14 protein-coding genes are annotated in these 13,638 nt (G+C 65.4%); 9 read left to right on the top strand and 5 right to left on the bottom strand.

Annotation, left to right across the window (positions count from 1 at the left end; translation table 11 throughout):
* Positions 1-68 precede the first annotated feature (68 nt).
* Both htpX and GA0061098_RS09610 read left to right on the top strand, forming a co-directional pair.
* Entirely contained in the window at positions 69-1,004 is a 936-nt protein-coding gene (htpX, locus tag GA0061098_RS09615; RefSeq protein ID WP_091956108.1) for a zinc metalloprotease HtpX, read from the top strand.
* Between the two features lie 137 nt (positions 1,005-1,141).
* A complete protein-coding gene (locus GA0061098_RS09610; RefSeq protein ID WP_091956107.1) occupies positions 1,142-1,783 on the top strand; it encodes a tetratricopeptide repeat protein in 642 nt (213 codons plus the stop codon).
* 155 nt (positions 1,784-1,938) lie between these two features.
* Here GA0061098_RS09610 and GA0061098_RS09605 read toward each other — a convergent pair whose 3' ends face one another.
* Both GA0061098_RS09605 and GA0061098_RS09600 read right to left on the bottom strand, forming a co-directional pair.
* Positions 1,939-2,292, bottom strand: a complete 354-nt coding sequence (locus GA0061098_RS09605) for a hypothetical protein (RefSeq protein ID WP_091956106.1) — start codon at positions 2,290-2,292, stop codon at positions 1,939-1,941.
* A gap of 176 nt (positions 2,293-2,468) precedes the next feature.
* A complete protein-coding gene (locus GA0061098_RS09600) occupies positions 2,469-3,269 on the bottom strand; it encodes a hypothetical protein (RefSeq protein ID WP_026202904.1) in 801 nt (266 codons plus the stop codon).
* 229 nt (positions 3,270-3,498) lie between these two features.
* On the opposite strand from GA0061098_RS09600, the gene GA0061098_RS44825 reads away from it, so the two are divergent.
* Positions 3,499-3,792 (top strand): antibiotic biosynthesis monooxygenase, encoded by a 294-nt coding sequence (locus GA0061098_RS44825; RefSeq protein WP_014497428.1) that lies wholly within the window; start codon positions 3,499-3,501, stop codon positions 3,790-3,792.
* A 146-nt stretch (positions 3,793-3,938) separates the two neighbouring features.
* Here the strand turns inward: GA0061098_RS44825 and GA0061098_RS09590 are convergent, their stop codons facing one another.
* Complete coding sequence (locus GA0061098_RS09590; RefSeq protein WP_091956105.1) at positions 3,939-5,384, bottom strand: helix-turn-helix domain-containing protein; 1,446 nt, start codon at positions 5,382-5,384, stop codon at positions 3,939-3,941.
* Positions 5,385-5,614: 230 nt separating this feature from the next.
* Here GA0061098_RS09590 and GA0061098_RS09585 point away from each other — a divergent pair, with 230 nt between their 5' ends.
* The 3 genes from GA0061098_RS09585 (at position 5,615) to GA0061098_RS09575 (ending at position 8,241) form a co-directional block, all read left to right on the top strand.
* Positions 5,615-7,249, top strand: coding sequence for an isocitrate lyase (locus GA0061098_RS09585; protein WP_091956350.1), 1,635 nt, complete (start codon positions 5,615-5,617; stop codon positions 7,247-7,249).
* Positions 7,250-7,279: 30 nt separating this feature from the next.
* The gene (locus GA0061098_RS09580) at positions 7,280-7,489 is read left to right on the top strand and encodes a DUF4170 domain-containing protein (RefSeq protein WP_018323282.1); all 210 of its coding nucleotides are present in this window, start codon (positions 7,280-7,282) and stop codon (positions 7,487-7,489) included.
* A gap of 197 nt (positions 7,490-7,686) precedes the next feature.
* On the top strand, positions 7,687-8,241 hold the full coding sequence (locus GA0061098_RS09575) for a hypothetical protein (RefSeq protein WP_091956104.1): 555 nt from the start codon (positions 7,687-7,689) through the stop codon (positions 8,239-8,241).
* 121 nt (positions 8,242-8,362) lie between these two features.
* On the opposite strand, the gene GA0061098_RS09570 is transcribed toward GA0061098_RS09575, so the two are convergent.
* Positions 8,363-9,244: a metallophosphoesterase family protein gene (locus GA0061098_RS09570; protein WP_091956349.1), complete on the bottom strand. Its 882-nt coding sequence runs from the start codon at positions 9,242-9,244 to the stop codon at positions 8,363-8,365.
* Positions 9,245-9,351: 107 nt separating this feature from the next.
* Here GA0061098_RS09570 and GA0061098_RS09565 point away from each other — a divergent pair, with 107 nt between their 5' ends.
* The 3 genes from GA0061098_RS09565 to GA0061098_RS09555 all read left to right on the top strand — a co-directional run bounded on the left by GA0061098_RS09565 (position 9,352) and on the right by GA0061098_RS09555 (position 11,127).
* Entirely contained in the window at positions 9,352-9,843 is a 492-nt protein-coding gene (locus GA0061098_RS09565) for an NUDIX domain-containing protein (RefSeq protein ID WP_091956103.1), read from the top strand.
* A 151-nt stretch (positions 9,844-9,994) separates the two neighbouring features.
* Positions 9,995-10,513 carry a GNAT family N-acetyltransferase gene (locus GA0061098_RS09560; RefSeq protein WP_091956102.1) on the top strand — a complete coding sequence of 173 codons (519 nt, stop codon included), beginning with the start codon at positions 9,995-9,997 and terminating at the stop codon, positions 10,511-10,513.
* Positions 10,514-10,644: 131 nt separating this feature from the next.
* The gene (locus GA0061098_RS09555; RefSeq protein WP_091956101.1) at positions 10,645-11,127 is read left to right on the top strand and encodes a GNAT family N-acetyltransferase; all 483 of its coding nucleotides are present in this window, start codon (positions 10,645-10,647) and stop codon (positions 11,125-11,127) included.
* A 107-nt stretch (positions 11,128-11,234) separates the two neighbouring features.
* Here the strand turns inward: GA0061098_RS09555 and GA0061098_RS09550 are convergent, their stop codons facing one another.
* Positions 11,235-13,604 (bottom strand): TonB-dependent receptor, encoded by a 2,370-nt coding sequence (locus GA0061098_RS09550; protein WP_091956100.1) that lies wholly within the window; start codon positions 13,602-13,604, stop codon positions 11,235-11,237.
* Between the last annotated feature and the right edge of the window lie 34 nt (positions 13,605-13,638).

The following is a 13,638-nucleotide window of genomic DNA, read 5'->3' as shown; positions in this document are numbered from 1 at the left end:
AGCGGGCAGCATTCATACCTCCGGGGTGCCGGCCAGAGGTTCGCCCGCGGCCGCCTTGGGAGACGGCCATGAACTATTTTCGTACCGCAATGCTGCTCGCAGGCCTCACCGCCCTGTTCATGGGCGTCGGCTATCTGATCGGCGGCGCCTCCGGCGCCATGATCGCGCTCGTCATTGCCGCAGCAACGAATCTTTTCACCTACTGGAACTCCGACCGCATGGTGCTCTCGATGTACGGCGCCCATGAGGTCGATCGTTCGACGGCACCGGAGCTGGTCGGGCTGGTCGCGGAACTTGCGGGCCGGGCAGGCTTGCCGATGCCGCGCGTGTTCCTGATGGATGAGGCGCAGCCCAACGCGTTCGCGACCGGCCGCAACCCGCAAAACGCCGCCGTCGCCGTCACCACCGGCCTGATGCGCCAGCTCAGCCGCGAGGAGCTCGCCGGCGTGATCGCGCACGAGCTCGCCCATATCAAGAATCACGACACGCTGCTGATGACGATCACTGCGACCATCGCCGGCGCGATCTCCATGCTGGCGCAGTTCGGCATGTTCTTCGGCGGCAACCGCGAGAACAACAATGGTCTCGGCATCGTCGGCTCGATCCTGATGATGATCCTCGCCCCGCTCGGCGCCATGCTGGTGCAGATGGCGATCAGCCGCACCCGCGAATATGCCGCGGACAATCTCGGTGCGCGCATCGCGGGGCAGCCGATGTGGCTGGCTTCCGCGCTGGTGAAGATCGAGGGCGCCGCGCATCAGGTGCCGAACTATGAGGCCGAGCGAAACCCCGCGACCGCGCACATGTTCATCATCAATCCGCTGTCGGGCCATGGCGTGGACAATCTGTTCGCCACCCATCCCTCGACGCAGAACCGCATCGCGGCGCTTCAGCAGCTCGCGGCCGAGCTCGGCACGCGGCCGGCGCCGTCGGTTGGCGCCAATGAGAACTATCCGCCGCGCGGCCCATGGGGGCGCTCGTCCTCGCGTGGTCCCTGGGGCTGATATGGAACCTGCGGCAATTTGCGGTCGGCTTTGTGACCTGGCGCACACAGGATCGTCGGAGCCGGTGTTAAGACCCCGACGAGACACTTCCTTCGAAAGGGGATGCGTGACCGGCTCGCTGCCGGCCACCGTCGAAGATGACCAGAGCTGCCGTACCATTGCTGATCGTCCTGTGCGTGCTCGTCGGCCTGTCCACGCACATGGTCGTCAATTGTGGCGACGAGGACGATCCCGACATCTGCTCGGCCGTGATCGGCTTCTCGCCGCTGCGCGGCTCGCTGATCGCCTTTGCCTATGAGGGGCGCGGACGGATCGCGCTGCGCCATGGCGACTTCAGGCGGGCGGTCGCCGATTTCAACGAGGCCATTCACCTCAATCCCAATCGCGCCTCGCTCTATCGCGACCGCGCGCTCGCGCGCCGTCAGAGCGGCGATCTCGAACTCGCCATCGCCGACTATGACGAGGCGATCGCGCATGATCCCAAGCGCGCTGCGCCCTATCACCAGCGCGGTCTCGCGCTCGCCGCCACGGGCGATCTCGACCGCGCGATTCTGAGCTACAACACGGCGGTTCGCCTCGACCCCTCCGATGCGCAGGCTCGCCTCGACCGTGGCCTTGCGTTCCTCGCCCGCGGCCAGGCCGACGATGCGCGCGCTGATTTCGAGGCGGCGCTGGCGCTGCCGGCCGGCAAGGACGGCCGCACCCGCGAAGCCGCGCGCGCCAGGCTCGGTGAGCTCGCCAGCGCCGAGCCGACGCAGGTGTCAGTGCCGAGGCAGTGAGGGGGCTCTATCCACCGAATCCTGGAATCGCAGGGTGGGCAAAGGCGCCCTTGCGCCGTGCCCACGATCTCTACAATACGGCAACAGACGCGTGGGCACGCTTCGCTTTGCCCACCCTACGGCGCTGATTGTGCGGAGGGATACTCCTCATCCGCCTACTTCGCCTTCTTGGCTTTGGCCTTCTTTGCCTTCGCGGCCTTCTTTGCAGGCTTCTCCTTCGCCTGCTTCTCGACCTTCACCGCCACCGGGGCGCTGGCGGCAAGCCGCATTGACCGCGCGTAGCTGTCGGCGACGTTGTCGGCGGACATCTGCAGGCGCTTGGCGGCGGCAGTGGCCTGCTCCATGGTGGCCTTGGCCATCACCTTGAAGCGGTCGCCGGTCTCCTTGCCCTTGGCCTTGGCCGCCAGGCCGTTGAAGCGATCCCGCCGCTCCTTGGCGCGGGTCATCAGGCCCGTATGCAGCTGTCTGGCCAGTTGCCGGATCACGACATCCAGGTCGGCGTCCGCCATGTTGTTCTATCCTCTTCGAAAAATGGGTCTCGATGCGGGCGGGACTATGCAGATCGGGCCCCGCCTTGGCAATTCCCGCCTGGGCGTCATCCGCAGCTTCCGGCCTGCAAAACAAAAAAGCCGCGCATTTCGCGCGGCTCTTTGGCTGATTTGGCTAATGCAGCTCTACGTTCGCCTCACTTCAGCGAGGCGACCGGGCCGTTTGCCGCCGCCGGCTCCGGGTCGAAGCCGAACACGCCGACCAGGTATTTGTAATAGTCCGGCATCTTCTCCTTGAGCGTCTCGCGCGACTTCGGATCGTGGAATTCGCTCTTTCCGGCCAGGAAGATGCTGGCGGTCACGGCAAAGAACTCCATGGGGTTCTTCAACGCATAGGATTCCTTGGGGAGCAAGTCCTTGGACTTGGCAAGGGCGAAGTAGGCGATCACGCCCTTGTTGGCGTAGCCGTCCGGCAACAGCCGCGCGTGATAGGCGTGCAGGAGCTCGTGCAGCAGCACCGCCTCCTTTTCGTAGCGCATCATGTCCGGCCGCAGCATGATCACGCCGAGGCCCGAATCGACCGCGAGGTCGACGGCGTTCGGATTGGTCCAGCGCTGCTTGTCGTGGTCCCAGACCGTCAGCGTCCGCGGCACGCGGCGTTCGACGTTGGGAGCGACGCGGCCGTAGCAGGCGGTGGCGGCGCCTTCGTCAAGGCAGGCGAGCTCGCTGGCGATGATCGGCACGGTGCGGAAGAAGCGCAGCACGCGCGGCGACAGGCCGGCCGCCTCGACCGCGTCGATCTGGCTCTTCAGATTGTCGGTGAGCTTGTCGACATCCTTCCGGTCGGAGTTCTCCGACAGGTCGAACATGTAGCCGCGGTAGCTCTGGAAGCCCGGCGGCAGCGACTGCGCCGCATCGGCATCGAGCGATCCGGCTTGGGATGGATTGGCGAAGAGCGCGCCGACAATGGTTGCGGTCAGCAGCAACGCAATGCGCATGATGAACCCCCTGATGTCACTTCGCCCGGCAGAATAGGCCACCGTTGTTTGCGAAAAGTGAGTGGGGCAAGACTAAGGCACCGATCTTGAGGCGTGCTTAACCGTTGGTTGCAGATCGCTGCGGGGGATTAAGGTGGGGTTAACCAAGCGTGGATTGGTGCCGCGCTTCGGCGTAACATCGGCTCCGGGCACCAGGCCCGTAAATCGAGACAGCCGGTAGGAGGATGCCATGTATGCCGCCATCCGTCAGGCCAAGGCGAAAAGTGGGAGCGCGGAAGAGCTGGCGCGCCGCATCAAGGACGGCGCCGTTCCGATCATCAGCGACGTCGACGGTTTCCGCGCCTACTACGTCGTCTATGCCGGCGACGACACGGTGACCGCGATCTCGATCTTCGACAAGTTCGAGCAGGCGGAGGAGGCGAACCGGCGCGCGATCGCCTGGATCGAGAAGGATCTCGGGCCGTTGCTTGCGGGCCATGCGAGCGCGGCTGCGGGGCCGGTGATCGTGCATACGCTGGCGTAGGGCCTTGTTTGCGATAGTGGCGAGCAGCGGCCGCATATTCGGTCGTCATGCCCGGGCTTGTCCCGGGCATCCCACGTCTTTCCTCGCACGCTGAAGCGCGTGGATGGCCGGGTCAAGCCCGGCCATGACGGAGGAGAGAGTGCCCCTTACAACTCCCGCGCATTCGAGAACGCGAAGCTCGACACCCGCCGCGTCGTCTCATCCAAAATCAGCGTGCGCGTGATCGGCGGCTCGGCGCGCTGGGCGCAGTTTTCGCGCTCGCAGAGGCGGCAGTTGACGCCGATCGGGGTGCCCTCGGTCTTCTCCAGGTCGACGCCGGCGGCGTAGGTCAGGCGCGCGGCGTGACGAATCTCGCAGCCGAGCCCGATGGCGAAGCGCGGTTGCGGCAGCGGGTGCGGCGCGACGGGGCGGCGCACCATCTGCGCGATCGAGAAATAGCGCGTGCCGTCCGACAGCTCGATCACCTGCTTGAGCAGGCGATCCGGCGTATCGAAGGTCGAGTGCACGTTCCACAGCGGACAGGTGCCGCCGAACTTCGAGAACGGGAAGGTGCCGGAGGAGAAGCGCTTCGAGACGTTGCCGGCATTGTCGACGCGGAGCAGGAAGAACGGAATTCCGCGCGCATTCGGCCGCTGCAAAGTGGTGAGACGGTGGCAGACCTGCTCGAAGCCGGAATTGAAGCGCTGCGCCAGCACGTGGATGTCGTAATTCAGGGCCTCGGCCGCGGCGAGGAACGCGGGGTAGGGCATCATCACGGCCGCTGCAAAATAGTTGGCGAGCGTGATGCGGAACAGTCGGCGCGGCGCGTCGTCGAGCGGTCCGGCACGGCCGATGATGCTCTCGAGATGCTGCGCGCATTCACCGAGGCCGAGCTGGAAGGCGAGCTGGAAGGCGCGGCCGGGCGGATCGACCAGCTCGGAGATCAGCAACTGGCGGCGATGGCGATCGAAACGCCGCAGCGTCTCGCGCATCACGTCGACCGGCATGACGCGGGTCTGGATCGAATGCTTTTCACGCAGCCGCGCCGCGAGCGCTGCATAGAGCCCCTCGGCCGGCACGTTCAGCTCATCGCGAAGAGCCTCCGCGGCCTGCTCGAGCTCCGGAAAATAGTTGCGGTTGGCCTCGATCAGCTCGCGCACGCGCTCGACCGGATTGGCCTCATAGCGCGTGCCGACGTCGCGGTCGGCCATCTGCGCCGCCGCCAGCGTCTCGCCCTGGCGCGCCTCGGTATAGGCGGCGTAAAGCCGCTGCAGCGCGTGGGTGACGCCGGGGCAGAGCTCGGCGAGGTCGCGCAGCTCCTGCTTGGGCACGTCGATCTGGCGGAACAGCGGATCGGAGAAGATCTCGTTGAGCTCGGCGAAGAAGCGATCCTCGTCGGCGGTGGCGAGGTCGCGCAAATCGAGGTCATAGGTCTCGGCCAGCCGCAGCAGGATCTGCGCCGTCACCGGGCGCTGGTTGCGCTCGATCAGGTTGACATAGCTCGGCGAGATCCCGAGCCCCTCGGCGATTTGGGTCTGCGACAGCCCCAGTTGCTGCCGGATTCTGCGGAACCGCGGGCCGACGAAGAGTTTCTTGCCGGAATTGGCGGGCATTTCTCAAGGACTCCATGCCATTAAGGACAGTCTAGCTGACCTATAATTTTTACAAGATTTACAAGATAACATCTAATACATGTTCTGATGTTACATGACATCACCAATAAAAAACAAGCCGTCTATACGAAGTTTCTGTTTTCGCGTTTAGCTCCTGACACGCATCTCGCAATGCACTGTCAAGAATGTCGATGGCAGTTATCGCCATCGTCAGCGAAAGGATCAGGCACATGAACTACCAGCCGCGCGGCATCAGCACCCTTCAGGGCCCGGGTTCGTATCAGAACGAGGTCGAGGCGGCCCAGGCGCTCCTCAAGACCCAGCCGACCTGGAACGGGGTGACGGCCGAGGCCGTCGCACGCATGCGCCTGCAGAACCGCTTCAGGACCGGCCTCGACGTCGCCCGCTACACCGCGGCCTTGATGCGCGCCGACATGGCCGCCTATGACAACGACCCCACCAAGTACACCCAGTCGCTGGGCTGCTGGCACGGCTTCATCGCCCAGCAGAAGCTGATCTCGGTCAAGAAGCACTTCGGCGGCAAGACCGATCGCACCTATCTGTATCTCTCGGGTTGGATGATCGCTGCGCTGCGCTCCGAGTTCGGCCCGCTGCCCGACCAGTCGATGCATGAGAAGACTTCGGTGCCGGCGCTGATCGAAGAGCTCTACACCTTCCTGCGCCAGGCCGACTCGCGCGAGCTCAATGACATCTTCCGCAGCCTGGATGCCGCCCGCAAGGAAGGCGACAAGGCGAAGGAGAAGGAGCTGATCGAGAAGATCGACAACTTCCAGACCCATGTCGTCCCCGTCATCGCCGACATCGACGCCGGCTTCGGCAACGCCGAGGCGACCTACCTGCTCGCCAAGAAGATGATCGAAGCGGGCGCCTGCGCGCTGCAGATCGAGAACCAGGTCTCCGACGAGAAGCAGTGCGGCCACCAGGACGGCAAGGTCACCGTGCCGCACGAAGTGTTCATCGCGAAGATCCGCGCCTGCCGCCACGCCTTCCTCGAGCTCGGCGTCGAGGACGGTGTCATCGTGACCCGCACCGACTCGCTCGGCGCCGGCCTGACGCAGCAGATCGCCGTCAGCCACAAGCCCGGTGACATCGGCGACCAGTACAACAGCTTCCTCGATTGCGAGGAAATCACCGCGGAGAACGCCCGCAACGGCGACGTCATCATCAACCGCAACGGCAAGATGATGCGTCCGAAGCGGCTGCCCTCCAATCTGTATCAGTTCCGCCCCGGCACCGGCGAAGACCGCTGCGTGCTGGACAGCATCACCTCGCTGCAGAACGGCGCCGACCTGCTCTGGATCGAGACCGAGAAGCCGCATATCGAGCAGATCGCCAAGATGGTCGATCGCATCCGCAAGGTCATTCCGAATGCGAAGCTGGCCTACAACAACTCGCCGTCCTTCAACTGGACGCTGAACTTCCGTTGGCAGGTCTACGACGCGATGAAGGAAGCCGGCAAGGACGTCAGCAAGTACAACCGTGCCGAGCTGATGAAGCCGGAATACGACGATACGCCGCTGGCGCAGGAAGCCGACGAGCGCATCCGCACCTTCCAGGCGGATTCGGCCAAGCGTGCCGGCATCTTCCATCACCTGATCACGTTGCCGACCTACCACACGGCGGCGCTCTCGACCGACAATCTGGCGAAGGAGTATTTCGGCGACCAGGGCATGCTCGGCTACGTCAAGAACGTCCAGCGCGCCGAGATCCGTCAGGGCATCGCCTGCGCCAAGCACCAGAACATGGCCGGCTCCGACATCGGCGACGACCACAAGGAATACTTCGCCGGCGAGGCAGCCCTGAAGGCGGGCGGCGCCCACAACACGATGAACCAGTTCGGCTAACGCAGCACGCTATTGGACAGGAGACTGACAATGACCAAAGGCAGCAATTTCTGGGTGATCGGCGGCGAGTTCGGTTCGATGAACTTCCACAAGCTCGTGGAAGGCTCTGCCCAGGTGCAGGGTCCGTTCAAGACCCGCAAGGAGGCCGAGGACGCCTGGCGCACGGTCTCGGAAGAGAACCGCCACAAGGCCGGCGTCCGCTTCTCCATCGTGGAAGAACCGTCGCGCGTCTCGGCCTAAAGGGCCTGGCTGCCGACCTGAATTAAGAAGACGTCCAAGGACGGATGGTCCCATCCAGGCTCTGCCTGGGTGGGATCGTCTGTTTTTGGCACAGGTCAATCGCCTGTGGGTGCCGTAAGTCTCTGGAATTATGGACCCTTTGCGGGCCTCGTGGTTGCTGATAGGTTAATGGAGGAAAGTCGAGGACGAGGCCGACAATGTCAGAGCCCGAGACCAGCGGGACCCATCCCGGCCAGCCACGCCCGGTGCGGCTGCGCGATGCGCTGCTGCGCGCGCGGATCGAGGCCGCCGACCGGACCGGCGTCGTCGTCGATCTCAGGGACGCCGAGGTGGCGCGGCTTGAGATCCTCAACGACGCGCTCGATCCCCTGTTCGCGCAGGTGCCTGACAGGATCGATCTGTTCGACCGCGGCATCAGCCAGGGCGATACGCCCAGACTCTGGATCGACGTCGTCGCCCACATCGTGATGGGGCGCGACAAGCGGATGTACCGCTTCGTCCAGGACACCCGCTTCGGCCGTATCGTGCTCGCCGAATCGCACGACACCGCTGTGATCGTCGAGGCCGTCACCGACTATGTCGCGCGCCGCATGGTCGAGCGCGAGCATGCGATGGTGGTCCCGCCCGAACCGAAGCCAGCGATCGCGCCGCCGCCGCGCCGCTCGCGCCTGTGGCCGTTCGTATTCGGCTTCGTGCTCGGCGCCGCCGCCTTGTTCGGCCTCGCCGTGCTGGCGGCCTTGCGGAGCTGGTGAATTTCTCTCCGTCGTCATTCCGGGGCGCGCGAAGCGCGAACCCGGAATCCATTCATCGTCACGTAGTGCGGACCGATAGATTCCGGGTTCATGCTTCGCATGCCCCGGAATGACATCGGGTCTAAATCAACCTTACATGCTTGATCTGCCCAATTTGAAACCCAGCCCCAAGGCTCCGCACCGTCTGCTCGCAGCGCCAGCCGGCATTGTCCTTCTCGATCGTGAAAAGGTTGTAGGCCGCGGCCGGATAGCGCCCGTGCGCGAGCGCGGAGGCCGAGGGCACGCCGAGCGCGGGAATGTTGCCGTTGGGACCCTCGAACCACATCGTCGAATGAATGTGGTCGTGCCCGTGCAGGATCAGTTCGACGCCGTGGCGCTTGAGCAGCGCCAGCAGCGCGGCCGAATCTGTCATCCGCTTCTGCCGTGCATCGGACTTCAGGGGATGGTGCACCAGCAGCACGCGGAAGACGTCCTCGGCCGCGAGCCGTTCGAGCATTGCTGCAAGAGAGTCGAGCTGATCGCGCCCGAGCGTGCCCGTCGCCATCAGCGGCAGGGTCGGCACCGCCGTGGACAGGCTGATCAGCGCGAGCGGCCCGCGCCGGCGCACGGATGGAAAGCCGATGCCGCCGTCATCGCCGGCGAGATAGGGTGCAAACGTCTCGCCGAAGCGGTGCGAGGTGGCGCGGACATAGGCGTCGTGATTGCCGGGAATCGTGGTGACGCGGTCGGGCGGGCCGACGCCCTCGAGCCAGGTGCGGGCAGGGGCGAACTCGGCTTCCAGCGCGAGGTTGACGAGATCGCCCGTCACCGCGATGTGGTCAGGCGCCTGCGCCTTCATGTCGGCGACCAGCGCATCGAGCACCTCGCGGCGCTGGTACTTGTGGCGGTTGCGCGTCCAGTTGACGTAGCCGAGCACGCGCTTGCCGGCGAGCTCGATCAGCCGCGGTTTCGGCAAGGGCGCTAGATGCGGATCGGACAGATGGGCGAGCGTGAAGGGGGCCAGCGTGTTGGGAGTCATGGCGTGCGATTGCCTCGCTATTGCTACGTTGTAATGGCAAGGTCGCGAGGACTGTGCAAGCGGGGCTGGGACAGCGGCCTCAAGGAAGCCTGATGGGAGATCGTCTGGACCGTATTCGACGAAAATTCGAGCCGCTGCTTCGGCGAGTCTTCCACGCCTATTTCCTCATCGTCCGCGGCATGACGCTCGGTGTCCGCGCCGTGGTGCTGGATGCCGAGAATCGGGTGTTTCTGGTCAGGCACAGCTACGTCAGCGGCTGGTACCTGCCCGGCGGCGGCGTCGACCACGGCGAGAGCATGGAGCAGGCGATGCGGCGCGAGCTCAAGGAGGAGGGCGACATCGACCTCACCGGCGAGGCCGTACTGCACGGCATCTTCCTCAACAGCCACGTTTCCCGCCGCGACCACGTCGCGGTCTACGTCGTCAGGCAGTTCAGGCAGGACCGCCAGCCCGAGCCCAACCGCGAGATCGTCGAGTGCGGGTTCTTCGCGCTCACGGCGCTGCCCGAGGGCACCACGCGAGGGACGCGGCTGCGGATCGCCGAAGTGCTGGACGGCAAGCCCCCGATTGCGACGTGGCGCTGAGGGCGGCCTGTGCTGGTGCGTCAGGATTTGGGAGTTGAACGAATGCAAGCCGAGGGTTTCAGAACACGTCTCCCATCGACCTTGAAAAGGAGCTGAGCGCCTTGTTGCCCGATGGACCGCGCTGCGTTCAGGTGCTATCCCGCGAATTGACATGACCGATCTTTCACTGACCATTCTCCCCGAGGCCGCTGGCGATGCCCAGTCGATCGAGCGGCTGCACGAACGTACCTTCGGTCCCGGCCGCTTCGTCCTCAGCGCCTACCGGATCCGCGAGCACGTCGACCATCTGCTCGAATTGTCCTTCACCGCGCGCATCGGCACGCTGCTGGTCGGCTCGGTCAGGCAATTGCCGGTGCTGGTCGGCGAGACGCCGGCGCTGCTGCTCGGGCCGCTGACGGTCGAGCCGCCGTTCCGGGGCCGCGGTGTCGGCCGTCTGCTGATGGAGCGCGCGCTAAAGGACGCGAAGGCGAAAGGTCACCGCCTCGTGCTGCTGGTCGGCGACGAGCCATATTACAGCCGAGTCGGCTTCAGGCCGGTCCCGAAGGGCCGCGTCACCATGCCCGGCCCGGTCGACGCCGCCCGCATCCTGGTGTTCGAGCTCGTCGACGGCGCCTTCGAAGGCGTGTCGGGCCCGGTCGGCCCGGACTGGAGCAAGGCGCGGGCAGGGTAGGGCGTCAGGCTCGTAGCTTGTAGTCCGGATGAGCGAAGCGATATCCGGGAAACCTGTCGTTGCAGATGCACCGTCCCCGGATGTCGCTTCGCTCATCCGGGCGGCTACGACGCTCATACGGAGTATCGCCAATGCAGGTGCGTCCAGCCGATCCCACCGAGATCGACCACCTCGCGCTTCTGTGGCACGATGCCTGGCACGGGTCGCATGCGCATCTTGCGCCGCCCGAGCTGGTCCGCCTCCGTACACTGGCGAGCTTTCGCGATCGTCTCGCGGTCATGCTTACCGACATCTGCGTCGTCGGCCCCTCCGGTGCGCCGCTCGGCTTGTGCGCCCTCAAGGGCGACGAACTGTACCAGCTCTTCGTGTCGCCAGCCGCCCACGGGACGGGCGTGGCTGCGGCGCTGATCGCCGATGCGGAAGCACGACTCGCCGCGCGTGGTGTGGGGCTGGCGTGGCTCGCCTGCGCGGTCGGCAACATGCGCGCCGCCCGGTTCTACGAGAAGAGCGGCTGGCGCAACGCCGGCGCCTTCGTGATGATGTCGGAAACTTCGAAGGGGCCTTTCCCCGTGGATCAGTGGTGCTTCGAGAAGCGGCTCGCGCAGATTCCGTAGCCCGGATTTCGCTGCGCTTCATCCGGGCTACGATGCTGTCAATGACGCGCGCGGCCGCGCCTTAATGACCGTCAAGCCGGGGCTCGCGGGCCCCGGCTTGATCACCGTCAGAACTTGAAGTTCGCGAACGCGCGCACGCCGATGCCGGGCATCAACACCTCGTCCTTGGTGTAGGACACCGAGTTGCGGATGTTCTCGTTGAGGAGATTGTTGCCGACGATGCCGGCCATCATCTCGCGCGCGCCGAACCAGTTGCGGTCGAGCTTGGTCTTGTAGCTGACCTCGGCCTTCAACAGATTGTAGCCCGCCGTCGGCGTCTCCGCGATCACGGCAACGTTGTTCTGCGCGAAGGCGTGCAAGAGGTTGACGCGCATCAGCCAGTTGTCGTCGCGCCAGAACAGGCCGCCACCCATTCGCATGGGGGGAATCCTCGGCACGTTGGTGCCGTCACTGAAGGTGGCGCGGACGAAATCGAGCTGGTTCTCGATGCCCCAGATGCCGCCCTTGAACGCGCCGACGTCGAGCTGCGACTGGAATTCACCGCCGCGGAAGTTGGCATTGCGCTGCGAATACACCGCCTGGTTCAGCTCGGCGCCCGGCGTACCGCACGAGGCAAAGTCGTCATCGCAGGACACGCCGGTGAGGCGGCGATAGATGAAATTGTCGAAATGCGTGTAGTAGACCGTCGCTTCGAAGCGGAACGGCCCCGTCGCCTTGCGTACGCCGAGCTCGACCGATTTTGCGGTCTCGATGGTGAGGTTGGGATTGCCGATGTCGAAGGTCGCAGTCGCGTCATGGCCGCCGCGCGAGAACAGCTCGGCCGCCTTTGGCGCGCGCTCGACATATTGCGCGGTGATGCTGCCGACCATGCCGCCCGGCAGATCCTGCAGCAGGCCGATGCTGCCGCTCTTGGGCGTGAAGGACGGATTGCGCGCGATCGCCGCCTGCGGCGTGCCGTCGGGCAGATAATCGGCCGGGAAGTCCGGCGTCGTGCCATGGAGCTCGACATGCTCGATGCGGCCGGCGATCTGCGCCCGCGTCGCCTCCGTGAACTTGAACTCGTTGAAGGCGTAACCGGCAACGCGCGTGCTGTTGTTCGGATCCCACAGGCCGTTGAACAGCGTGCCGGGATTGTCCGGGCTCGGCGCGCTCAATTCCTGATGCCCGACCTGGAAGCCCAGCGCGGTCGTCACCTCGGCAAAGCGCGCGTTGAACGGCATCAGCTGCACCTCGGTGCGGATTTCCTGCTCCTTGTTGGTGAAGGTCTGCCTGATGCCGTCGCTGTTGAGGTCGGCGGGATCGGCAAGGCCGATCTCGTTGTGGCGGTAGTCGGTCGCGCCGGCCCAGAAGCGGACGGCGTCGATCGCGGCGGCGTCGGGATGATACTCGCCCTTGACGTTGATCTTGGTCTGGTGGCCGTCGATCCGCGTGCGGTGGTCGGCGCCGTCGATGCCGGGGATATGGTAGAGCGAGTCGTTCTGCGTGATCGACGCGCCGATATAGCCGCCCTGGAAGAAGTAGGAGCCGCCGATCGAGGCGCCGTCCGAGCGCGTCGCCGAGTTCGGCTGGCGGCCGTTCACGGGGCGCGACTGATCGTTCAGATAGGGATAGCTCGGGATGGAATAGTCCGAGGTCGTGCGGCCGTAGGCGTCGGCATGGAACGCAAAATTGCCGCCGCCGGTGTCGAGCAGTACGCCGCTTTCGACGCCGCGGTCGACCGAAGAGAACGCGGTGCGGGTCTCGGCGGTGACGCAAGGCGAGGTCGCGGCGGTCGCTAGCGGCGCCTTGGTCGGCAGGCCGTAAGCCTGGAATGACGGCGCGCAGGACGGCACCGCATCCGGAATCCGGTTGTTGGTGGCACTGACGACGCCGCCGATCGAGGTCGAGCCGTAGCGCAGGGCGGCGGGCCCGCGCACCACTTCGATCTGGTTGGTCGCGAGCGGATCGATCGGGACGAAATGATCCTCGCCGAGATCTGACGCGCCGTTCGAATTGGTGCCATTCTCGACGATGCCGACGCGGTTGACGTCGAGACCCCGGATGATCGGCCGGCTGGATGCGCCGGGCGCGAAGCTCGAGCCGGTGATGCCCGGCTTGGAGAACAGGAGATCGCCGAGCTGGCCGCCGCCCTCGCGGCGGATCTCCTCGTTCGGCACCACCGTGACGGTCGCGAATTGGTTGGTCACAACAGGCAGCACGCCCTGCTGAGGCGCGGCGGGCACGGAGGCTGCCGGCTCTGCTTCCGCAGCTTGTTGGCGGCTGCGCACCCGCGCGGTCCGCGTGCCGCGGCCCGGATTGCGCGTCGGCACCACCGCTCTGCGCACGATGGGGCTCGGCGCCGTCACGGTGACGGCGGGGATCTCGGTCGACGATTTGTCTTGCGCAGGCGTTTGGGCGAAAGCGGGCGTGGCGGCGGCGCCGAGCAGGAGCAGGCTTGCTCCGCCAAGACGCTGCGCGCGTCGCAATTTGAATGACATGGTCCTGATTCCAGTCAGGCGCCGTCCGCGTGAT

Origin of the sequence: Bradyrhizobium shewense, from assembly GCF_900094605.1 — a bacterium.
GTDB classification, from domain to species: domain Bacteria; phylum Pseudomonadota; class Alphaproteobacteria; order Rhizobiales; family Xanthobacteraceae; genus Bradyrhizobium; species Bradyrhizobium shewense.
This window is presented reverse-complemented; position numbering and strand designations above follow the sequence as displayed.

What these genes read in the sequence shown, in the direction of transcription:
- GA0061098_RS09550 (WP_091956100.1), bottom strand. Translation starts at nt 13,604, where the DNA reads ATGTCATTCAAATTGCGACGCGCGCAGCGTCTTGGCGGAGCAAGCCTG.
- GA0061098_RS09565 (WP_091956103.1), top strand. Translation starts at nt 9,352, where the DNA reads ATGGGAGATCGTCTGGACCGTATTCGACGAAAATTCGAGCCGCTGCTT.
- GA0061098_RS09560 (WP_091956102.1), top strand. Translation starts at nt 9,995, where the DNA reads ATGACCGATCTTTCACTGACCATTCTCCCCGAGGCCGCTGGCGATGCC.
- GA0061098_RS09585 (WP_091956350.1), top strand. Translation starts at nt 5,615, where the DNA reads ATGAACTACCAGCCGCGCGGCATCAGCACCCTTCAGGGCCCGGGTTCG.
- GA0061098_RS09575 (WP_091956104.1), top strand. Translation starts at nt 7,687, where the DNA reads ATGTCAGAGCCCGAGACCAGCGGGACCCATCCCGGCCAGCCACGCCCG.
- htpX (WP_091956108.1), top strand. Translation starts at nt 69, where the DNA reads ATGAACTATTTTCGTACCGCAATGCTGCTCGCAGGCCTCACCGCCCTG.
- GA0061098_RS09605 (WP_091956106.1), bottom strand. Translation starts at nt 2,292, where the DNA reads ATGGCGGACGCCGACCTGGATGTCGTGATCCGGCAACTGGCCAGACAG.
- GA0061098_RS09555 (WP_091956101.1), top strand. Translation starts at nt 10,645, where the DNA reads ATGCAGGTGCGTCCAGCCGATCCCACCGAGATCGACCACCTCGCGCTT.
- GA0061098_RS09580 (WP_018323282.1), top strand. Translation starts at nt 7,280, where the DNA reads ATGACCAAAGGCAGCAATTTCTGGGTGATCGGCGGCGAGTTCGGTTCG.
- GA0061098_RS09590 (WP_091956105.1), bottom strand. Translation starts at nt 5,384, where the DNA reads ATGCCCGCCAATTCCGGCAAGAAACTCTTCGTCGGCCCGCGGTTCCGC.
- GA0061098_RS09600 (WP_026202904.1), bottom strand. Translation starts at nt 3,269, where the DNA reads ATGCGCATTGCGTTGCTGCTGACCGCAACCATTGTCGGCGCGCTCTTC.
- GA0061098_RS44825 (WP_014497428.1), top strand. Translation starts at nt 3,499, where the DNA reads ATGTATGCCGCCATCCGTCAGGCCAAGGCGAAAAGTGGGAGCGCGGAA.
- GA0061098_RS09610 (WP_091956107.1), top strand. Translation starts at nt 1,142, where the DNA reads ATGACCAGAGCTGCCGTACCATTGCTGATCGTCCTGTGCGTGCTCGTC.